Origin of the sequence: Dactylosporangium sp. NPDC048998 (assembly GCF_043197855.1) — a bacterium.
Taxonomy (GTDB): domain Bacteria; phylum Actinomycetota; class Actinomycetes; order Mycobacteriales; family Micromonosporaceae; genus Dactylosporangium.
In genome coordinates this window covers 86649-105789 of the sequence record NZ_JBICTV010000026.1, presented here as the reverse complement: position 1 = coordinate 105789, position 19141 = coordinate 86649, and the positions used below count along the sequence as shown (strand labels likewise).

At 71.8% G+C, this 19141-nt stretch carries 21 protein-coding genes; 11 read left to right on the top strand and 10 right to left on the bottom strand.

Annotated elements, in window-relative coordinates; genetic code table 11:
• Positions 1-89 precede the first annotated feature (89 nt).
• Genes ACGFI8_RS37090 through ACGFI8_RS37075 form a run of 4 tightly spaced genes read right to left on the bottom strand, consistent with a single transcriptional unit; the run spans position 90 to position 2946 of the window.
• Positions 90-491: a Fur family transcriptional regulator gene (locus ACGFI8_RS37090; RefSeq protein WP_392811810.1), complete on the bottom strand. Its 402-nt coding sequence runs from the start codon at positions 489-491 to the stop codon at positions 90-92.
• Between the two features lie 34 nt (positions 492-525).
• Positions 526-1575 (bottom strand): LLM class flavin-dependent oxidoreductase, encoded by a 1050-nt coding sequence (locus ACGFI8_RS37085; RefSeq protein ID WP_392811809.1) that lies wholly within the window; start codon positions 1573-1575, stop codon positions 526-528.
• Entirely contained in the window at positions 1565-1957 is a 393-nt protein-coding gene (locus tag ACGFI8_RS37080; RefSeq protein ID WP_392811807.1) for an SCO5389 family protein, read from the bottom strand. The genes ACGFI8_RS37085 and ACGFI8_RS37080 overlap by 11 nt, the downstream gene beginning before the upstream one ends.
• A 23-nt stretch (positions 1958-1980) precedes the next feature.
• The gene (locus ACGFI8_RS37075; protein WP_392811806.1) at positions 1981-2946 is read right to left on the bottom strand and encodes an ATP-binding protein; all 966 of its coding nucleotides are present in this window, start codon (positions 2944-2946) and stop codon (positions 1981-1983) included.
• 217 nt (positions 2947-3163) lie between these two features.
• On the opposite strand from ACGFI8_RS37075, the gene ACGFI8_RS37070 reads away from it, so the two are divergent.
• Positions 3164-3844: a hypothetical protein gene (locus tag ACGFI8_RS37070; RefSeq protein ID WP_392811805.1), complete on the top strand. Its 681-nt coding sequence runs from the start codon at positions 3164-3166 to the stop codon at positions 3842-3844.
• A gap of 78 nt (positions 3845-3922) precedes the next feature.
• Here ACGFI8_RS37070 and ACGFI8_RS37065 read toward each other — a convergent pair whose 3' ends face one another.
• The 5 genes from ACGFI8_RS37065 to ACGFI8_RS37045 all read right to left on the bottom strand — a co-directional run bounded on the left by ACGFI8_RS37065 (position 3923) and on the right by ACGFI8_RS37045 (position 8626).
• A complete protein-coding gene (locus ACGFI8_RS37065) occupies positions 3923-5392 on the bottom strand; it encodes a wax ester/triacylglycerol synthase family O-acyltransferase (protein ID WP_392811804.1) in 1470 nt (489 codons plus the stop codon).
• Positions 5393-5599: 207 nt separating this feature from the next.
• Complete coding sequence (locus tag ACGFI8_RS37060) at positions 5600-6049, bottom strand: hypothetical protein (protein ID WP_392811801.1); 450 nt, start codon at positions 6047-6049, stop codon at positions 5600-5602.
• A gap of 149 nt (positions 6050-6198) precedes the next feature.
• On the bottom strand, positions 6199-6954 hold the full coding sequence (locus ACGFI8_RS37055) for a hypothetical protein (protein WP_392811799.1): 756 nt from the start codon (positions 6952-6954) through the stop codon (positions 6199-6201).
• Positions 6951-8084, bottom strand: a complete 1134-nt coding sequence (locus ACGFI8_RS37050) for an ATP-binding cassette domain-containing protein (protein WP_392811797.1) — start codon at positions 8082-8084, stop codon at positions 6951-6953. Before ACGFI8_RS37050 ends, ACGFI8_RS37055 begins: the two co-directional genes overlap by 4 nt.
• A 2-nt stretch (positions 8085-8086) precedes the next feature.
• Positions 8087-8626 (bottom strand): DUF3887 domain-containing protein, encoded by a 540-nt coding sequence (locus ACGFI8_RS37045; RefSeq protein ID WP_392811795.1) that lies wholly within the window; start codon positions 8624-8626, stop codon positions 8087-8089.
• Between the two features lie 299 nt (positions 8627-8925).
• Here ACGFI8_RS37045 and ACGFI8_RS37040 point away from each other — a divergent pair, with 299 nt between their 5' ends.
• The 8 genes from ACGFI8_RS37040 to ACGFI8_RS37005 all read left to right on the top strand — a co-directional run bounded on the left by ACGFI8_RS37040 (position 8926) and on the right by ACGFI8_RS37005 (position 15954).
• On the top strand, positions 8926-9501 hold the full coding sequence (locus ACGFI8_RS37040) for a helix-turn-helix domain-containing protein (protein ID WP_392811794.1): 576 nt from the start codon (positions 8926-8928) through the stop codon (positions 9499-9501).
• Positions 9501-9872, top strand: a complete 372-nt coding sequence (locus tag ACGFI8_RS37035; protein WP_392811792.1) for a hypothetical protein — start codon at positions 9501-9503, stop codon at positions 9870-9872. Before ACGFI8_RS37040 ends, ACGFI8_RS37035 begins: the two co-directional genes overlap by 1 nt.
• Entirely contained in the window at positions 9869-10810 is a 942-nt protein-coding gene (locus tag ACGFI8_RS37030; protein WP_392811790.1) for an ABC transporter ATP-binding protein, read from the top strand. Before ACGFI8_RS37035 ends, ACGFI8_RS37030 begins: the two co-directional genes overlap by 4 nt.
• Positions 10807-11604, top strand: coding sequence for an ABC transporter permease (locus ACGFI8_RS37025; RefSeq protein WP_392811789.1), 798 nt, complete (start codon positions 10807-10809; stop codon positions 11602-11604). The genes ACGFI8_RS37030 and ACGFI8_RS37025 overlap by 4 nt, the downstream gene beginning before the upstream one ends.
• A gap of 101 nt (positions 11605-11705) precedes the next feature.
• Complete coding sequence (locus tag ACGFI8_RS37020) at positions 11706-12029, top strand: STAS domain-containing protein (RefSeq protein ID WP_392811787.1); 324 nt, start codon at positions 11706-11708, stop codon at positions 12027-12029.
• A 198-nt stretch (positions 12030-12227) separates the two neighbouring features.
• Positions 12228-14198 carry a DUF4118 domain-containing protein gene (locus ACGFI8_RS37015; RefSeq protein ID WP_392811785.1) on the top strand — a complete coding sequence of 657 codons (1971 nt, stop codon included), beginning with the start codon at positions 12228-12230 and terminating at the stop codon, positions 14196-14198.
• Between the two features lie 108 nt (positions 14199-14306).
• A complete protein-coding gene (locus ACGFI8_RS37010; RefSeq protein ID WP_392811784.1) occupies positions 14307-15065 on the top strand; it encodes an SDR family NAD(P)-dependent oxidoreductase in 759 nt (252 codons plus the stop codon).
• An 88-nt stretch (positions 15066-15153) separates the two neighbouring features.
• A complete protein-coding gene (locus ACGFI8_RS37005) occupies positions 15154-15954 on the top strand; it encodes an enoyl-CoA hydratase/isomerase family protein (protein ID WP_392811782.1) in 801 nt (266 codons plus the stop codon).
• 7 nt (positions 15955-15961) lie between these two features.
• On the opposite strand, the gene ACGFI8_RS37000 is transcribed toward ACGFI8_RS37005, so the two are convergent.
• The gene (locus ACGFI8_RS37000; RefSeq protein ID WP_392811780.1) at positions 15962-16624 is read right to left on the bottom strand and encodes a TetR/AcrR family transcriptional regulator; all 663 of its coding nucleotides are present in this window, start codon (positions 16622-16624) and stop codon (positions 15962-15964) included.
• A gap of 131 nt (positions 16625-16755) precedes the next feature.
• On the opposite strand from ACGFI8_RS37000, the gene ACGFI8_RS36995 reads away from it, so the two are divergent.
• Both ACGFI8_RS36995 and ACGFI8_RS36990 read left to right on the top strand, forming a co-directional pair.
• Positions 16756-17934, top strand: coding sequence for a thiolase family protein (locus ACGFI8_RS36995; protein WP_392811779.1), 1179 nt, complete (start codon positions 16756-16758; stop codon positions 17932-17934).
• 43 nt (positions 17935-17977) lie between these two features.
• On the top strand, positions 17978-19132 hold the full coding sequence (locus tag ACGFI8_RS36990) for an acyl-CoA dehydrogenase family protein (RefSeq protein WP_392811777.1): 1155 nt from the start codon (positions 17978-17980) through the stop codon (positions 19130-19132).
• Positions 19133-19141: the final 9 nt, after the last annotated feature.

Genomic DNA, 19141 nt, shown 5'->3' with positions numbered 1-19141 from the left:
GTACGAACGCGCCAGACGGTACTCGTTTTCATTACCGATAACGAGACGTCGCATCGCGATGTACGCATAGGCCCACCCCGGGCCCGAGGTCAGCGGCTGCAGCGCGAGCAGGTGCCGAAGATCTCCAGCGTGTGGCCCACGTCGGTGAAGCCGTGCTCGGCGGCGATACGCTCGGTCCACCGCTCCACCGCCGGGCCGCTGACCTCCACGGTCGCGTTGCAGGACCGGCAGACGAGGTGATGGTGGTGCGTGGCGCCGCACCGGCGGAACAGCTGCTCGCCGCCGGGCAGCCGGGTCACGTCGACCTCGCCGGCCTCCTGCAGCAGCTGCAGCGTGCGGTAGACCGTGGTGAGCCCGACCTGCGCCCCGCGCTCGCGCAGCAGCGCGTGCAGCTGCTGCGGCGTGCGGAAGTCCGCGATCTCGTCCAGCAGCGCGAGCACCTCGTGCCGCTGACGGGTGTTGCGGGTCGCACCGCTGATCATGTCGTTCATGGCTGACTCCCGCGGTACACCGGAAAATGAAAGCTCAGTGTAGGCAGCGCAGCCCGGGCAGGACGTCTCGGCCGAGGCGCTCGATGTTGTCGAGGGTGCGTCGCGGGTCGCCGCCGCCCTCGACCATGAGCAGCAGCCGCCGCACACCGGTGACGGCGAGCGTCGCGCGCAGCCGCCGCACGCACCGGTCCGCGGGTCCGACCGGGTGCATGGCGAGGAGCTGCTCGAGGTAGGCGCCGAGGTCCCGGCGCGGCGGCTCGGAGCCGTCGATGCGCACCGACGCGCCGGCGGCGGCCAGCCAGCCGGGCATCGTCCGGCGTAGTACGGACTCGGCCTCCTCGGCGGTGTCCGCGACGAAGGCCAGGTGCGCCGAGGCGTGTCCGGCCGTGGCGCCGCCGCCGGCCGCCGCGTGGTGGCGCAGCATCGCGGCCTTCGCGGCGTCGTCGTCGTGCATCCCCAGCAGCAGCGGCAGCCCGCGCGCGGCGGCCAGCTCGACGGTCGGCGGCGCGGTGGCGGCGACCCATACCGGCAACCGGTGTCGCGGCCTCGGCACCATCGCGACATCGCGGAACGGGAACCGCTTGCCGTCGCCGGAGACGGTGCCGGCGCCGGACAGCCCCGCGAGGAGCAGGTCGAGGGCGGCGGTGAACCCGTCGTGGCCGTAGCGCTCCAGGCCCGTGCCGAAGACCTCGAGATCGACCCACGGTCCGCCGCGGGCGACGCCCAGGTCGAACCGGCCGCTGGAGACCGCGTCCAGCAGGGCGGCCTCCTCGGCGAGGGCGACCGGGTGCCGGTTGGGCAGGATCGCCGCGGCGGTGCCCACCCGCAGCCGGCGGCTGCGGCCCAGCAGGTGCGCGGCCATGGCCACCGCCGACGGGCAGGTCCCGTATCCGCTGAAGTGGTGCTCGGCCAGCCAGACCCCGTCGAACCCGGCCCGCTCGGCGGCCGCGGCGTAGTCGACGGCGGCGCGCAGGGCCTCGGTATGGGTCAGGCCCGGGAACGAGCCGGCGAGCAGGAACAGATCCACCTGCGGTGCCGGGCCGGCGATCGCTGGCCCGGCACCGCGGTGCGACTCAGCAGTCACGCAGTTCCGGCGACTGGTTGAGCAGCTGCCCGCGCGGCGAGACGAACGCCCGGTAGCGCTCGCCGCCTACGGCCGCGGGGGTGAAGGCCGCGACCCGGTGGCAGTTCTGGAACGCCAGGGTCACGCCGAAGTGCCGCTCGAGACCGCCGCGGATCGCGTCGCTGGCCAGGGCGCGCAGCAGCTGCCCGCGCTCGGCCTCGCTCGGCGGAGGAACGCTGTGGTCGGCGAAGTCGCCGCCCTCGGCCCGCAGGTCGGCGACCACGCCGCTGATGATTTCCCAGGCGTACGGCAGGGAATCCCGCACGCAGGCGACGAACTCGGCGTCGTCGACCGGGCCGGCCTCGGCGCGTTCCAGCAGGGCGGTCGGTACGGTCAGGGACATTCGCTCCTCCTCGGGTGCGGTGTTCAGCGCGCGGCGGCGGTCGCCGGCGCCAGGGTGAAGCCAGGTTCGATCTGGTCGGTGAGGTCGGCGCCGGCGCGGGTGTTGCCCCAGGCGAGCGCGTTACGGACGTGGAACTCGGCCGCCAGTGCCGCGTATCGCGCCCAGTCCTTCTCGCACCCGTCCAGGGCCACGCGCATCGTGGCCAGGGCGTGCGCGTTGTGCGGTTCAAGCTCGTCGATCGGCAGGAAACGGCCGCGCTCACCGGCCTTGACGAACGGCGAGCGGCCGACCCAGCACAGCAGGTCGTCGCCGACCTCGGCCCGCAGGAACGCCACGTCGTCGGCGTCGTCGACCTTGTTGCCGACGACCGCGATGCGCACGCCGTGGTCGCGGGCGTAGCCGACGTACTGGCGGTACACCCCGACGCTGCGCACCGTCGGCTCGCACACCAGGAAGGTGAGGTCGAACCGGGTGAACAGCCCCGACGCGAACGAGTCCGCGCCGGCGGTCATGTCCACCACCGCATACTCGCCAGGCCCGTCCACCATGTGGTTGAGCAGCAGCTCCACCGCGCCGACCTTCGAGTGGTAGCAGGCCACGCCGAGGTCGTCGGCGGCGAACGGGCCGGTCACCGCCACCCGCACCCCGCCGACGGTGCGCACGAGCCGCTCGTACAGCGGGTTCGGCTCGTCGACCTGCACCAGCCGCGACCCGGGGCCGGGCGGCGTGGTCTTGAGCATCGCCGCCGCCGACGCGATCCGCGGGTTGTCACCCCGCAGGTATTCCTTGATCGCGTCCAGGTGATCCCCGAGCGCGGGCAGCAGCGCCGCCTCTTCGGGATCGGCACCCAGCGCCACGGCCAGATGCTGGTTGATGTCGGCGTCGAAGGTGAGGACACGCGGACCGTTCTGGACCGCGAGGAACCGGCAGAACAATGCGGCCAGGGTGGTTTTCCCGCTGCCACCCTTGCCGACGAAGGCAGCTTTCACACCTTGTTGGTATCGGTTTCCATTTCCATAGTCAAGCCGAACCGCCGAACGGCAACCCTTCCGTGGGCTGCATGTATTCGCAACGGTGCATTGTTCACGGCACCGCGGGGAGCGCTAGACTCAGCGGCCTACCGACGTCCGCCCGGAGGTCTTCGGCGAGCCCCGGGCCGTTTTCTGGAGGACCCGTGCGTCCTGTCTCGCCGAAGCCGCGTGCGGCATGACCAATCGCATCCGAACCCGCCCGGGTGCTCGCGGTGCGGTCCGCACCGGCGGCCGATCGTCGCCGCCCCGCTGGATCTATCCGGCCCTTGCCGTCGCCCTCGCCGTCGGTGCCCTGATCGGTGCCGTCACGGCCGACACGCGCACGGACTACCAGAAGCGCATCGACGCGATGCAGGCCGCCGACGTCCAGCGTGACGCCGACCAGGTGGTCGCGCTCACCGATCAGGCCCGCCGCGTGCGCGACCTGCTCGGCTCGGCGCTCGACGGCCTGTACACGGCCCTGCCGCCCGGCGCCGCCCCGGGGCCGCTGGCCACGGCTGCCCAGGCCGAGGGCTGGAAAGCGGCCACCCGCCAGGCCGCCACCGAGTTCGCGAATCCACCGTCGGCCGGGACCGCCGTCAACATCGCCCGGGCCGGGCTCGCCGCCGGGGCTCGCCAGCTCGACCTTGCCGTCGACACCTACGCCGCGGCGCTGAAGGCCGGCGACGACCTGCGTCCGGCGCTGCTGGCCGTCGCCTCACGCCAGCGCGACAGCGCCGTCGCGAGCTGGTCGATCGGCGCGACCGAGCTCGACCAGCTCAACATCGACACCGGTCACGGCCACCAGCACGTGTTCCTGCCCAACGCGCCGGGCCAGGGCGCGATGACCGCGGACGGCGAGCAGGAGGGCAAGTGACGGACCTTGTACGGCGCGCGTACAGCCTTTGCGTGATGGGGGTCGACGTGGAGCGACGTTGACGCTACGTTGAGCATCTCAGCGCGCCGGTGCGGTCGAGTCGTTCAGCGTGGCCAGCGCGGCCGGGATGGCATCGGCGACCCGCTCGAGGTCCGGCACGGCGTGATGGTCGGCATGCAGTCCTATGTGGACGGAGTCGCGGTACGTCGACACCGCTATGGCGAGTTCCTGTCCGTGGGCCAGCGGCGCGATGGGGTACACGTGCTGGAGCTGGCCCCCGGCGAACGTCATCGGTCGCGAGGGGATCGGGACGCTGGTGATCGTCGTGTCGAACAGCAACGGGCCGGCGCGGCGCAGCAGCGGGATGGTGAGGTGCTGTGCCGCGGCCGGCATCCGGTCGGCCAGCACCGGGAACGCTCCGGGGCCGCGGGCGAATCCGGCGGCCTTGTTGCGGTCCATCGCCGCGCGGATGTCGTGCAGGACGCTGACCGGGCGGTCGTGATGGATCGGCAGGTCACACAGGTACCCGGACAAGACGTTGCGCCGGCGCGGCTCGGCGCGGTGGCTGCGATGACTGACGGGAATGAACGCCCGGACGGTCAGGGCCTGCGGCGAACGGCCGTTGGCGAGGGCCCAGTGTTGCAGGGCGCCGGTGATGACGGCGAGCAGGACGTCGTGCTCGGTGCCGCCGTGCCGTTTGCGTACCTGCCTGATGTCATGGGTGTCGAGCCGGGCGAGGACGAGCCGGCGTGCCGCGGCCGGTTGGTCCGTCGGCGCCACGGGGTCGCGGTGTGCGCCGTTGCCCTTGGTGAGCAGTGACGGCAGTGCGGCGAGGCGCGCGTGGGACAGCACGGAGGCGGCGATGCCCATGGTGCTGGATGCCTGTGCGAGCGCGCGAGGAAGTTGCATGGCGCCCTGTGCCAGCTCGGTGATGGCGCGTGCGGTCCGGGTCGCTCGCTCCGCGGCCGGCAGCGCGATCGGCGGGATGAAGGGCACCGCGAAGGCCGGGACCGCCAGGCCCTGGTCGGGCTGGCCGGGCTGGCGGTCGGCAAACCCGTCGAGGAGACGAAGACCGAGCTCGACCGTACGCAGGCCGTCGGCCATGGCATGGTGCAGCTTGATCAACACGGCGAACCTGCCCTCGGGCAGGCCGGTCAGCAGGTGCACTTGCCACAAGGGCCGGCTCAGGTCGAGGGGCTCGGCCATCAGCTCGCCGGCCATCAGCGTCATCGCCTCCGCGTCCTGGTCCAGCTTGTGCAGGTGCAGGTGCCGGTTCAGGTCGAACGTCTTGTCGGGGGTCCACGCCGCACCGCCGGGCGGCAGCCACGTGGTGCGGATGCGCTGGCGCAGCGACGGTATCCGCGCGAGGCGTTCGGTGAGCACTTTGACGAGCCGGGCGGCCGCTATCGGTCTCCGCGGAGCGAACACTGCCAGTGCGCCCAGATGCATCGGTGCGCCCGCCGACTCCAGGCGTAGGAATGCTGTGTCGAGGCAGCTCAACCGCTCGTCATCCACCGACAGCCTCTCTCCTGGCGATGTTGGCCGCATGCGGCGTTACGCACGCCGCACCAATGTCGCAGCTTCCCGTGCCCTGGCCGGCGCGCGCGCCCGAATCTCACCCCGAGGCCGGCCTCGAATCACCCCGGGCGCACGACGACAGCAAGCCTGCCGCGGCCTGGCTGCGCGCCGGTGACATCACAAGTACACCGGGCGCCGGCCGCCCGCCAGGTGACAGCGGAGGGCGAAAGACCGAGGTCAGTGCTCGTCGTAGTGGCCTTCGTGCGCGGCGTGCCGATGCCCGTCGTGCACGTAGTCGAGATGATCCCCGTGCAGGACGGGGGAGTGGCCGCATCCGTCCCCGTGCACGTGGGTGTGCTCTTCGGCCGCCACATGCACCCCGGAGGCGCACTCGTCGTAGTGCTCCCCGTGCCGTCGATGAACGTGCCCGTCGTGGAGGTAGTCGACGTGCTCGCCGTGGCGCACCGCGACGTGGCCGCAGTGTTCGCCGTGCTCGTGGTCGTGCGGTTCGGAGGGGGAGTGGTCCCCGGCGGCGCACTCGTCGTAGTGCCCGTCGTGGGCGTGATGCTGGTGCCCGTCGTGGACGAAGTCGACGTGGCCGGCATGCTCGACCGCGTCGTGCCCGCAGCCCGGCCCGTGGATGTGGCCGTGCTGCTCGTGAATCGGATGAGCGGTCCCCGTCGTCATCGCTGCCTCCTGTTCTCCGGGCCTGGGAGCCGGTGCCACAGAGCAGAAGCGGACCTTCACCACAACAGTAGTCCGGGCACCGGCGTCGGTGGAGGCTTCTGCTCGCAGGACGAAGTCGACGATGCCGGGCCGGCGCTCGAGCCGAAGGTCTACAGCTCCCAGCGGGTGGCTCGCCACAGGCCACCGGCCACGCACACCGCGGCGAGCAGCAGCGTCACCACCGTCGCCCAGGTGTCGTCGGTGCTCCACGCGGTGAGCTGCAGCTGCTTGGGCAGTGCGATGAACGCTGCGGGCCCGATGTCGCGGATGCCCGGGATCAGGTTGGCGAACGGTACCGCGACGAAGGTCGCGCCGAGCGCGACCGCGATCGTGGCCACCTGTCCGCGCAGAAACATGGCGGCCAGGAAGGTGACCGCGACGGCGAACACCGCGCCCAGACTGGAGATCAGGATGCCGGTGGCGGTCGCGCTCGTGTCCGGCGCGCCGAGGAGCAGCGTCGTTTCGTACGCCGCCGCGGCCCCGCCGGCGGCGCTGGCTATCGCGGCCGCGGCCAGGATCGTCACCAGTCGGGGGACCAGCAGTCTGGTCCGACCCGGCACATGGGTCAGGTAGAGCGCGGCGAGCGGCGGGTTGGCCCGCAGCGAGAAGGCGAGGCCGGCGATGACGACGATGACGAGTGTGCCGAGCGTGGTGATGTTGCCGAAGTAGGCGCCCATCCCGTCGGACGGCTGCGGCTTGGTCGTCGTGATGTGGATGTAGCCGTTGCCCGTGGCGCCGCTCAGCAGCTCTCCGAGGTACCGGGTGGCCAGGGGCTCGCCGAAGCCGATCAGCAGGAAGACCGCGCCCAGGGCGATCCACCGTCCGGTCCGAAACAGCCGCAGCCACTCCAGTCGCCACAGGTTCACGACCGTACCTCCACCAGGTTCAGAAAGACCGTCTCCAGGTCCGCGCCGACCGGATTGAACGCGATGAGCTGCGCACCGCTCGCACTGATCTCGGCCGGCAGCAGGGTTTCGCCGGCGTGCACGCTTGTGGTGTCCACGCGCAGGCCCTGCTCGTGCCGCCGGACCGCGGCCACCCAGTCGAGCCGGCCGAGGCGGTCGGCCAGTTGGTCGGCGCCGGCGCGTAGGTGCAGCTGCCAGCTCGGTCGGGTATGCCGGTCCAGGAGTTCGTCGACCGGGCCCTCGTAGATGAGCCGGCCCTCGCGCAGGACGCCGACCGTGTCGGCGACACGCTGGACGTCGGCGAGGATGTGGCTGGAGAAGACCACCGCGTGGTCGCGTCCGAGCCCGGTGATGAGGTCCAGGACCTCGGAGCGGCCCTGCGGGTCCAGGGCGCTGGTCGGCTCGTCCAGCAGCAGCACCTGGGCGCCGGAGGCGAGCACCACGGCGAGGCCGAGCCGCTGCGCCATGCCCCGGGAGAAGCCGCCGACCCGGCGGTCGCGCGCCGCGGTCAGGCCGGCGAGCGCGAGGGCCTGATCGGTGCCGGTCGTACTGCTCGGGCTCAGCCGTCGGAACAGTTCGACGGTCTCCGCCGCCGTCAGCCACGGCTCGAACGCCGGCGTGTCGGGGCACAGCATCACCCGGGCCGTGGTGGACACCTCGCCGGACTCAGGGCGGCGTAACCCGGCGAGCAGGGACAGCAGCGTCGTCTTGCCCGCACCGTTGGGCCCGACGAGTCCGTACACCCCGCGGGCCGGTACGGTCAGATCCACAGCGTGCAGGCCGACATTGCCGGGAAAGAGCTTCGTCAGGGCATGGGTACGCACGGCGGGTTGCGTCGTGACCGGCCGCGGCCGGTCCACGGCAGCCGCGGCCGGGGTAGCGGTGGGCGGCGGGTCGGCAGTCGTCGTCGGTTCGGCGCGCCCGATGATCAGGTACACCACACCACCGAGCGGGATTTGCGCCAGGATGATCAGCGCCCAGACGGGCTTCGGCAGATACCTGGCCGGGCGGCGGATCAGCTGTGCGTAGCAGAACATGATGAATGCCAGCAGCAGCGCGGCGATGGGAAGCCAGACGGCGGGGTTGCGCACGGTCAGATCGCCTCCGGAGGCAGCACGAACAGGCCGGCGACCTTGCCGTCGGGGCTGAAGCTGACCCGGCCCACCTGCTCGCCCACCTCGAACTGCAGCGGTACGTCCACGACGGTGTAGTCGCCGAGCTGGTGGGCGAGCGGCTCGCCCATGCGCTGCTCGTACCGCCCGTAGCGGCCGGCGAGCGCGGCCCAGGTCGCGGCGACGGAGGCCGCGTCGGGCAGTGCCTCGCTGACCTTGGCATCGAAGCCGCGGCGTACCTCCTCCCAGTTGCCCTCGGCGAGGTTGACGAAGAGGGCGACCGCGGCCTCGGCCGCTCCGGGCAGCAGCGCGGCGTTCATCGGCGTGCCGGTGCGGGGGTCGATCGGCCGGCCGAAGCGCTGGAAGGCGGCCTGCCGCGTCGTGCCGAGCACGTCGCCGATCTCCGACCAGCTGTGGCCGGCCTCGCGCGTGGCATCGACGGCGCCGCGAAGCCTGCTCTCGGCCTCGCGCACGTCGTCGAGGGCTTGCCGGAGCGCCAGCAATGGCGATTTGGCATCCATGTCGTCAAGCTTGTCTTTACGCTGTTCTCGTGTCAAGGAGACCTTGACGACACCCTCATTCGCCCGTTGCCGCCGGGCCGCACTGCGACAGGTGGCTCCGCAGTACCGGCGACGGCGACCGGGCCCGGACTGGGATTCCAGGAGTCGGCCGCACACCTCGCACGCCGCCGCCTCGTCGATGTTGGCCATGATTACCCGCCTTTTTCGTGCGACTGTAGCACGAAAAGGAGTGTACGGCGCACGTAATCACGCCGGATTTTGCTATCACTATCGATAATGATAGTGTTCGTGTCATGGAGATGCCGACGGAGCGCTGGGCCGAACTGGCGCTGCATCCTGTGCGGATTCGGATCCTGCGTGCCGTCGCCGGTGGCCGGCTGACCACGAACAAGCTCTTTGAGCTGCTGCCCGACGTGCCGCAGGCCACGCTGTACCGGCATCTGGGGACGCTGGTCAAAAGCGGTCTGCTTGATGTGGTCGAGGAGCGTAAGGTGCGCGGCGCGGTCGAGCGGGTGTATGCGCTGCCGGGCCGCGGTGCGGCGCTCGACGCCCCGGCGCTGGCCGCGGTCACGCCCGAGGATCACGCGCGGTACTTCACGGCATTCGTGTCGAGTCTGCTCTCCGAGTTCTCCCGCTACCTCAGCCGGGAGGAGATCGACTTCGCCGCCGACGGGGTCGGATACCAGCAGCTCGTGCTGCACCTGACCGACGCGGAACTGGCGAAGTTCGCCCACGACCTCAACGGGATCGTCGGGCCGTTACTGAACAACACGCCGGGACGCGGGCGAGTGGCCCGGCTGCTGGCGACGGTCTTGATGCCGGTCGAACAGCCGGAGACCGCAGGCGGCTCGGGTACGACAGAAGGGAATGGCTGATGGCATCGGTGACGCTCATCGAAGACTCGATCGACATCCGGTTCACCCGGTGGGAGCGGCTCTGGGTCGGGCGAGAGCGGCTTGCCGTCCCACTCGCCGCGGTACGGCAAGTTGCCTGTGTCGACGATCCGCTACGCCTGGCGCGCGGCGCCCGGAGCGGGTATGTGGTGTCCGGCTTCGTCAAGATCGGCGTCTGGGGTGTGTTCGGCGGTCCCCGGCAGCTCGTGGCGGCCCGCCGCGGCGAGCGAGGGTTGCACCTGGTCCTGGACCGTGCGGCGGCCGGCGGCGAGTTCGACGAGGTCGTGCTCTCCGGCGCGGCCGCCCCGGGCATTGCGGACACGATCGGGCGCGCGATGGCGGCACGCTCGTGACCGGCGACCTTCTCGCGATCGAGGTCTCGCACCTGACGAAGCGGTTCGACGCCGTCGCGGCCGTACGCGATCTGAGCTTCACCGTCGAGCCGGGTGTGGTCACCGGATTCCTCGGTCCGAACGGTGCGGGCAAGACGACCACCATGCGCATGCTGACGGGCCTCGTGTCCCCTACCTCCGGCACCGCGACGATCGGGGGCCGGCGGTACGGCCAGTTGAAACGGCCGTCGAGCACTGTCGGGGCGGTCTTCGACGCCAACGCCTTCCACCCCGGCCACACAGCCCGCGACCACCTGCGCGTCTACGCCGCCATGGGCGGCTACCCGGACAGCCGCGTCGTCGAGTTGCTGGACCTGCTCGGCCTGTCCGAGGCCGCCGAACGCCGTACCCGCGGGTTCTCCACCGGCATGCGGCAGCGGCTCAACCTCGCCACCGCGCTGCTCGGCGATCCTCGGGTCCTGCTGCTGGACGAGCCCAGCAACGGCCTCGACCCGGAGGGCATGTCGTGGCTGCGCGGGTTCCTGCGCCAGCTGGCCGACGAGGGGCGCACCGTTCTCGTCTCCAGCCACGTGCTCAGCGAGGTCGAGCAGCTCGTGGACGACGTGGTGGTGATCCAGCGCGGCGAACTGGTGGCCGCGGGGCCGTGGTCACGCCTCGCCGGCCCACCATCGGTGCTGGTCAGCTCGCCCGACGCCGAGCTCTTTTCCGCCACCGTAGCGGCGAACCCGGCCGTCGGCACCGGTCCGCCGCGCGTCGAACCCGTCGGCCCTGATCGACTGCGGATATACGGGATGGACGCCCCGAGCGTCGCCGATCTCGCCGCGGCGCACCGGCTGCGGATACACGAGCTGATCACCGAGAAACCCAGCCTCGAACGACTGTTCCTCCACTGGACCGTCGGCAAGGCGGCCGCACCCGAGCAGGCAGGTGCCCGATGACGCAATTGATCAAGGCCGAGTTCCGTAGGCTGCTGGCGACCCGGATGTGGTTCGGCCTCCTGCTGACCGCCGCGCTCCTCGCCGGCGGCTTGATCGGCGCCATGACACTCGTCGGCCCGGAACACTTCAACCCGCCCATGCCCGGACTGGACACCGAGGCCGGCATCCGCTCAATTCTCGGCATTCTCGGCTACACCGCGTTCGTCCCCGCTGCCATCGGTACCGTCGCGGCCACCTCCGAATATCGGCACCACACCGCGGCTGTCACGTTCCTGTTCGCACCACGCCGCTGGCAGGTGCTCGCCGCCAAGCTCATCACATACGGCGTGGCCGGACTGGCCTACGGGATCGTCCTTGCCGGAACCGCAGCCGTGGCGTTCTTCGGCGTGGCCGCCGCCCGAGGCGTGTCGCTCGGTCTGGCCGCCGGCACCGTGCTGGCCCTGCTCGCCCGTATTGGCGTCGCGATGGTGGTCTACCTGCTACTCGGCGTCGGCGTGGGCGCGCTCATCCGCAACCAGGTCGTGGCGTTGTTTGTCGTGGTCGGCTACCTGTACATGGGCGAGACGCTGATCATGATGATCCCCGGGGCCAACCAGCTCTATCCAGTCCTGCCCGGCGGCGCCACTGCATCCCTGACCGACTTCACCTACCTTGCCGACGCCTTGTCGCAACAGCTCGCCACCACGCCCGTCCACCTCCTGCCACCGGCCGCCGGCGCACTGCTGCTTGTGGCGTACGCACTGGCCGCCGCAGCCATTGCCGTCATCGTCCCGATGCGCCGCGACATCACCTGACCGGCTCCGGGCGCGGCGGGCCCCGGCGTTGCGGAAACTCTCAGCCAACTCCCGGCTTTCGTGCGGTTCCCCTCCGGCCGCGGCCGTGCCAGTCTGCCATCGTGGCGCTCTCATTCGAGGTGCAGCGCCGGGCTGCCGGGCAGGTCGTCATGCTGCTGCGTGGTGAGCTCGACCAGGAATCGGTGGCGGCACTGCACCAGGCGCTCGCCACCGCCGTCAATGCGCTGCCAACCGAACTGCTTCTCGACCTCAGTATGGTCAGTGGCGTCACCGCCGGCGGGGTCGGCCTGCTGCTGGCGGTCCGGCGCGCGGCGGACCAGCTCAGCTGCCGGCTCGCCATCCACGCGGCCAGCCCCGCGGTCCGCCTTCAGCTGCGAGCGCGTGGTCTCGCCGACGACCTGCGAAACAACGACCAGCAAACCTAGAACGACCGCCGCCGACAACGCCGCCGCCCGGCCTGCGGGCGTGAACACGGTGCAGGCCCACGCGGCGGCCGTTTGGCCGTCGGGGGTGCGGGTACGCTGAGTGAAATTGCCGGAGTGACAGTGTGTTGAGGTCCAGGCATGTGGTGGAACCGGCCGGATGGGCGGCATTCGGATCCGACGGATTCGTCTCCGGTTCAGTTGCGCCAGAAGCTGGGCCGCACGTGGCGGCGCTGGTTGGCGGAGTTCCTGCTGCCCGCGAAGCCACCGCCGGTCGCGGTCGGTATCGGCGTTGCCGTGGCGCTCATCCTCGCCGAGACCGCGGTACTGGCGCTGATCAAGGGCAACGCTCCGGAGGTTCCGCGAGGGACCATCTATCTGCTGGGCGTCCTGGTCGTCTCCAGCGTGTGGGGCGCGGGTCTGGGCGTGGCGAGCGCCGTGGCCAGCACCATCGCCTTCAACTACTTCCACGTCGGGCCGTTCGGCGAGCTGAACCTCACCTGGGAGCGCGACGTACATCAGGCGGTGGTCTTCTCGATCGCGGCGCTGCTCGTCAGCGGCCTGGCCAGCCTGGCTCGGTCCCGGGCCCTGGAGGCGTCGCAGCGGACGGTCGAGGCGGACGTCGCGGCCGATATCGCCCGGATCGCGCTCAGCCACGACGACCCCCGGCCCGCGCTGGAGCTGGCTTCCCGGCTCGTGGCGAGACAGTTCGGCCTGTCCCGCGCGGCCATCGAGGTCGAGGGCGTCGCCGCGGGCGATGCCGAGGACGGCGCCGGCGAGCGGGACGTCGTCTTCCCCCTGGGCCGCGGTGCGGATCGCGTCGGCCGGCTCCGGGTGCCGGCCGACGTGCCGGCCGCGACGCGCGAACGGATCGAGCACCGCCTCGTGCCGTCGCTGGAGGCGATCATCCGCGCGGCCCGGGACCGGCAGAAGATCGTCGGCTCGCTGCGGGTCAGCCAGCGCGAGACGGCGGGGTTGCTCGAGGAGCAGGCCGCGCTCCGCCGGGTGGCGACGCTGGTCGCCGCCGGGTCCGCGCCGGCCGAGGTGTTCGCTTCGGTGACGGCCGAGCTGCACCACCTCTTCGAGGGGTTCAGCACGGCCCTGATCCGCTACGAGCCCGACGGTACCGTCACGTCCGTCTCCGGACGCGACGAGTCCGGCCGCACCCTGTCGTCCGGGATGAAGGTGCCGCTCTCCGGGGAGAACGTCACCGGTGCGATCCTGCGCACCGGCCGGGCGGCCCGGATCGACAGCTACGACACCGCCACCGGGCCGATCGCCGAGACCCTGCGCGAGCGCGGCGTCCACTCCGGTCTCGGCGTGCCCATCCTGGTCGAGGGCGCGCTGTGGGGCGTGACCCTCGTCATGTCCGCCAAGCAGACCCGGATACCGGACGACGCCGAGGCGCGGCTGCGCGGCTTCACCGAGCTGGTCGCCACCGCGATCGCCAACGCCGAGAACCGGGCCGAGCTCGTCGCCTCCCGCGTCCGCCTCGTCGCCGCGGCCGACGACGCCCGCCGCCGCATCGAACGCGATCTGCACGACGGCGCGCAGCAACGCATCGTCTCGCTCGCCCTCGAACTGCGCCTGGCCGAACAGTTGGTCCCGGACGGCCAGTCCGAGATGAAGCAGCTGCTGTCCCACACCGTGAAGACCCTGACGGAGATTCACGACGGCCTGTGCACGCTGTCGCGGGGCATCCATCCGGCGCTGCTGTCGCAGGGCGGCATCGCCCCGATGATCAGGACGCTCGCCCGCCGCAGCACCGTGCCGGTCGGCCTGGACCTGAACATCGACCAGCGTCTGCCCGAGCGGGTGGAGGTCGCCGTGTACTACGTGGTGTCGGAGGCGCTGACCAACGTCGCCAAGCACGGCCAGGCGTCGGAGGTGCGCGTCACCGCGCAGGCGGACGAGCAGTCGGTCCGGCTGTCGGTGCGGGACGACGGCGTCGGCGGCGCCGACCCGGGCGCCGGCACCGGGCTTGTCGGGCTGCGGGACCGGGTCGAGGCGCTCGGCGGCCACATGACCGTCGTCAGCACGCCGGGGCGCGGAACGACGCTGGCCGTCGAGATCCCGATCGCCGACCCGGTCGCGGCGTCGCCCAACCCGCACGTCGTTCACGCCCATGCGCCGATCCCGTCACGGGTCTCCACGACCAAGCCCGGCCGGTGACGGCGGCGTGCGGGCAGCGGTTGGAGGTTGCGACAAACGCGTCCGGGGTGCGGCCCCGCGAGGTCATTAGCCTGAGGGCGTCGCACCGTCGAGCGAGGGAGTCGTCCAATGCAGGTCGTTGACACCGCGGCCGTGGTCACCGGAGGAGCGTCGGGGCTGGGCGCGGCGACCGCCGCCGCCCTCGCCGAGCGGGGCGCCTCGGTGTTCGTGCTCGACCTCGAGCCGGCGCTGGCGAACGCCCCCGAGGTCAAGGGGGTGACCTACCTGGCCGCCGACGTGACCGACGCGCGGAGCGTCGCGGCGGCGGTCGCCACCGCCGCCGGTGCCGGCGCGCCGCTGCGGACCGTCGTGAACTGCGCCGGCATCGGCCCGTCGGCCCGCATCCTGGGCCGCAACGGCGTGCACGATCTCGCCGTGTACGCCAAGGTCGTCCAGGTCAACCTGATTGGGACCTTCACGGTGCTCGCCCTGGCCGCCGAGCAGATCGCCAAGACCGAGCCCGACGCCGACGGCCAGCGCGGCGTCATCGTCAACACCGCCTCGGTGGCCGCCTACGACGGGCAGATCGGGCAGGTCGCCTACGCCTCGTCCAAGGGCGGCATCGTCGGGCTGACCCTGCCGGCCGCCCGCGATCTCGCGCAGTACGGCATCCGGGTCTGCACGATCGCGCCCGGCATCATCGACACCCCGCTGCTGGCGACGGTGTCCGAGGAGTTCCGGGCCGGGCTGGCCGCGGGGGTGCCGTTCCCGAAGCGACTCGGCCGTCCGGACGAGTTCGCGCAGCTCGCCGTCGCCATCGTCGAGCACGACTACCTCAACGGCGAGGTGATCCGCATGGACGGCGCGCTGCGGATGGCCCCGCGCTGACGGGAGCGATGACAGATGCCCCGGGCGGCGGTAGCATGCGCGCACATCGCCTTAGCGAGCGATAAGTAAACACGAGTGGAGCGTGCGCATGGACCTGGTCGAGCTGAGCGGCTCCGGCGGGGTCAGGGTCATCGTCCTGAACCGGCCGGACGCGCTGAACACGCTGACCGCCGGCCTCGTCGCCGAGCTGCACCGCGCGCTCGACGAGGTCGACCGCGACGAGTCGTGCCGCGTGGCGGTGCTGACCGGGGCGGGGCGGGCGTTCTGCGCCGGCCTGGACCTCAACGGCTACGGCGACGAGGACAACGTCGCCCGCCGCGGCACGGTGCGGGCCACGCTGGTGCGCCAGCGCGACATCGCCGGCCTGGCCCAGCGCCTGCACTTCCTGCGCCAGCCGGTCATCGCGGCGGTCAACGGGCCGGCCGCCGGGGGCGGGCTGGCCCTCGCCCTCGCCAGCGACATCCGCATCGCCGCCGAGGGGGCGGTGTTCGCCGTGTCCTTCATCCGGGCGGGCTACTCCGCGTGCGACATCGGCACGTCGTGGCTGCTGCCGCGCATCGTCGGCGCCGGGATCGCGCATGAGCTGATGCTCACCGGCCGGCGCTTCGACACGGCCGAGGCACGGCGGATCGGCCTGGTGACCGCCGTCGTCGCGCCGGAGGAGCTTCTCGACACCGCGCTGGCCAAGGCGGCCGAGATCATGCTCAACCCGCCGCTGTCGGTGGAGCTGACCAAGCAGGGCATGCACCTGGCGCTCGAGGCGCCCTCGTTCACGGCCGCCGTCGAGCTGGAGAACCGCCAGCAGGTGCTCACCGCCATGACCGAGGACCAGCCCGAGGCGGCCGCCGCCTTTCTCGGCAAGCGGGCGCCCCGGTACCGGTACCGCTGACGTCGTCTCAGGCCAGGGCGCGGACCTGGGCCAGCACCGCGGGCGTGGCGCCGACGGTGTGCGCGGCGATGTCGAGGTAGCGCATGGCCACGGCCCGGGCGGTGTGCCGGCCGCCCGGCTTGAACCAGGTCGCCACCGCCTGGATCATGCCCAGCAGCGCCCGTGCGGTCTCGGTGGGCGCGGACACGTCGAAGTGACCCGCGGCGCCGCCGTCCCGGATGGCGTCGTGCAGCAGGCGCTCGATGGCGCGGCGCTTGTCGGTGTAGGACTTGCGGTGCTCGGGGCTCAGCACGTGGAACTCGTGGTCGATGTAGGCCATCTTCGTGCTGTGCGCCATGTAGAGCACCAGGCACTCGACGAGGTTGAGGAACCGGCGCACGGGGTCGTCGCCGGCGTCGGCCAGCGCCTCGTCGCACAGCTGCCGCAGCTGGGTGATCGACCGGTCGAGCAGGGCGACGAGGATCGCCTCCTTGTTCTCGTGGTGGTAGTACAGCGCGGGCACGGTGATGCCGACCCGGCGGGCGATGTCGCGCACCGTCGTGCCGTGGAAGCCCATCTCGAAGAACGCGTCGAGGGCGTTGGACAGGATCGGGGTCAGCTCCAGGTCGGGCGGCCGGCGCCAGGCCGGGGCCGGCGGCGTGACCGTGGCGGTGGAACGGCGGGGCGGCATACGGCCTCCTTGACTCGGGCGATGGTCCACTCCTTGACCGCCCTGCGGCAGCGCCCTACATTTTAGCGAGCGATAAGTAAGCGTGCGGGGCAGGTCTCCGGCCACGCCGAGCGTACCGAGGAGGCTCCCCGATGCGGGACGCCGTAGTGGTCGACATCGTCAGAACGCCGTCCGGGCGAGGCAAGCCCGGCGGAGCGCTGTCCGGGGTACACCCCACCGACCTGCTGGCCCAGACCCTGACCGCGCTGCTGGAACGCGCCGGCATCGACCCCGGTCTCGTCGACGACGTCATCGGCGGCTGCGTGTCGCAGGCCGGGCAGCAGTCGATGAACATCACCCGCAGCGCGGTGCTCGCCGCCGGGCTGCCCGAACACGTGCCGGCGACCACGATCGACCGCCAGTGCGGCTCGAGCCAGCAGGCGCTGCACTTCGCCGCCCAGGGCGTGCTCGCCGGCGCCTACGACGTCGCGATCGCCTGCGGGGTCGAGTCGATGTCGCGGGTACCGATGTTCTCCGCGACGCAGGGGCAGGACCCGTACGGGCGGCTGCTGGGGCGCCGCTACCCCGACGGCCTGGTGTCCCAGGGCGTGTCCGCCGAGCTCATCGCCGCCCGCTGGAAGCTCGATCGGGAGACCCTCGACGAGTACGCCGCCCGCTCGCACCGCCTCGCCGCCGAGGCGAGCGCGGCCGGGCGGTTCGCCGGCGAGATCGTGACGATCCCGGTGGGCGACGGCAGCGTCGCCGCCGACGAGACGATCCGGCCGGCCACGACCGTCGAGGGGCTGGCCGGGCTGAGGCCCGCATTCGCCGACGAGGCGATCGCCGCCCGGTTCCCGGAGATCGACTGGCGGATCACGCCCGGCAACTCCTCGCCGCTGTCCGACGGCGCGTCCGCCGCGCTCGTCGTGGCGGCCGACGTCGCCGAGCGCCTCGGCCTGCGGCCCCGCGCCCGCCTGCACGCGTTCGCCGTCGTCGGTGACGACCCCGTGCTCATGCTCACCGGCGTCGTCCCGGCCACCCGCAAGGTGCTGGAGCGCGGCGGGCTCACCATCGAGCGGATCGACGCCTACGAGGTCAACGAGGCGTTCGCGCCCGTGCCGCTGATGTGGGCCCGCGAGGTCGGCGCCGACCCGGAGCGGCTCAACCCGCGCGGCGGCGCGATCGCCCTCGGCCACCCGCTCGGCGCGTCGGGCCTGCGGCTCATGGCCACCATGCTCGGCCACCTCGAGGCGACCGGGGGCCGCTACGGCCTGCAGACGATGTGCGAGGGCGGCGGCATGGCCAACGCCACCATCGTCGAGCGTCTCTGAGCAACCCCGCCCAACCCGCCGAACGACCCGGAGGTACCACATCATGCAACGCGGTCTCTACACCGAGGAGCACGAGGCATTTCGACAGACGGTACGAACGTACGTCGAGCGGGAGGTCCTGCCCAACCTCGACCAATGGGACGCCGACCGGCTGATCGGGCGCGAGGCGTGGCGGGCCGCCGGCCGGCAGGGCATCGTCGGGCTCAGTGGGCCGGAGGACTGCGGGGGCGGCGGCCTGACCGACTACCGCTTCCGCAACGTCGTGCAGGAGGAGTTCGCGAAGGTCGGCGCGGCATCGCTGTCGTCGAGCTTCAGCCTGCAGGACGACATCGTCATCCCGTACGTCGCCGGCCTCGCCACCGAGGAGCAGCGCAAGCGCTGGCTGACCGGCATGTGCAAGGGCGAGCTGATCGGCGCGATCGCGATGACCGAGCCCGGCGCCGGCAGTGACCTGCGCGGCATCCGGACCACCGCACAGCGCGTCGGCGACGGCTGGCGGATCAACGGCAGCAAGACCTTCATCACCTCCGGGTACCAGGCCGATTTCGTGATCGTCGTCGCCCGCACCGGCGCCGGCACCGGCTCCGACGCGTTCAGCCTCATCATGGTCGAGACGGGCACGCCCGGCTTCACCCGCGGCCGGAAGCTCGACAAGATCGGGCTGCCCGCGCAGGACACCGCCGAGCTGTTCTTCGAAGACGTGGTGGTCCCCGCCGACCACCTGCTCGGTGCCGAGGGCGGCGCGCTGCGCCAGCTCATGCACCACCTGCCGATGGAGCGGCTGTCGATCGCGACCACCGCCGTCGCCGCGTCCGACGCCGCGTTCGGCTGGACGCTCGACTACGTGCAGCAGCGCCAGGCGTTCGGCCAGCCGATCGCCGACTTCCAGAACACCCGCTTCGTGCTGGCCGAGATCGCCACCGAGCTCGACGTCACCCGCGCATACGTCGACAAGGCGGTCCTGGCCGTCGGTACCGGCGACCTGACCGCCGTTGAGGCGGCGAAGGCCAAGCTGTGGGCCTCCGAGACGCAGGGCCGGGTGATCGACCGGCTGCTGCAGTTGTACGGCGGATACGGGTACATGAACGAGTACCCCATCGCCCGGGCCTACCGCGACGAGCGGGTCCAGCGCATCTTCGGCGGCACCAGCGAGATCATGAAGCACATCATCGGTCGCGACCTGGTGGGGCGCCGATGAGCGAGGCCG

Excerpts from the sequence above, each read along its gene's own strand:
- ACGFI8_RS37090 (WP_392811810.1), bottom strand. The coding sequence starts at position 491 with ATGAACGACATGATCAGCGGTGCGACCCGCAACACCCGTCAGCGGCAC.
- ACGFI8_RS37080 (WP_392811807.1), bottom strand. The coding sequence starts at position 1,957 with ATGTCCCTGACCGTACCGACCGCCCTGCTGGAACGCGCCGAGGCCGGC.
- ACGFI8_RS37070 (WP_392811805.1), top strand. The coding sequence starts at position 3,164 with ATGACCAATCGCATCCGAACCCGCCCGGGTGCTCGCGGTGCGGTCCGC.
- ACGFI8_RS37065 (WP_392811804.1), bottom strand. The coding sequence starts at position 5,392 with ATGCGGCCAACATCGCCAGGAGAGAGGCTGTCGGTGGATGACGAGCGG.
- ACGFI8_RS37060 (WP_392811801.1), bottom strand. The coding sequence starts at position 6,049 with ATGACGACGGGGACCGCTCATCCGATTCACGAGCAGCACGGCCACATC.
- ACGFI8_RS37045 (WP_392811795.1), bottom strand. The coding sequence starts at position 8,626 with ATGGATGCCAAATCGCCATTGCTGGCGCTCCGGCAAGCCCTCGACGAC.
- ACGFI8_RS37040 (WP_392811794.1), top strand. The coding sequence starts at position 8,926 with ATGCCGACGGAGCGCTGGGCCGAACTGGCGCTGCATCCTGTGCGGATT.
- ACGFI8_RS37035 (WP_392811792.1), top strand. The coding sequence starts at position 9,501 with ATGGCATCGGTGACGCTCATCGAAGACTCGATCGACATCCGGTTCACC.
- ACGFI8_RS37025 (WP_392811789.1), top strand. The coding sequence starts at position 10,807 with ATGACGCAATTGATCAAGGCCGAGTTCCGTAGGCTGCTGGCGACCCGG.
- ACGFI8_RS37010 (WP_392811784.1), top strand. The coding sequence starts at position 14,307 with ATGCAGGTCGTTGACACCGCGGCCGTGGTCACCGGAGGAGCGTCGGGG.
- ACGFI8_RS37005 (WP_392811782.1), top strand. The coding sequence starts at position 15,154 with ATGGACCTGGTCGAGCTGAGCGGCTCCGGCGGGGTCAGGGTCATCGTC.
- ACGFI8_RS37000 (WP_392811780.1), bottom strand. The coding sequence starts at position 16,624 with ATGCCGCCCCGCCGTTCCACCGCCACGGTCACGCCGCCGGCCCCGGCC.
- ACGFI8_RS36995 (WP_392811779.1), top strand. The coding sequence starts at position 16,756 with ATGCGGGACGCCGTAGTGGTCGACATCGTCAGAACGCCGTCCGGGCGA.
- ACGFI8_RS36990 (WP_392811777.1), top strand. The coding sequence starts at position 17,978 with ATGCAACGCGGTCTCTACACCGAGGAGCACGAGGCATTTCGACAGACG.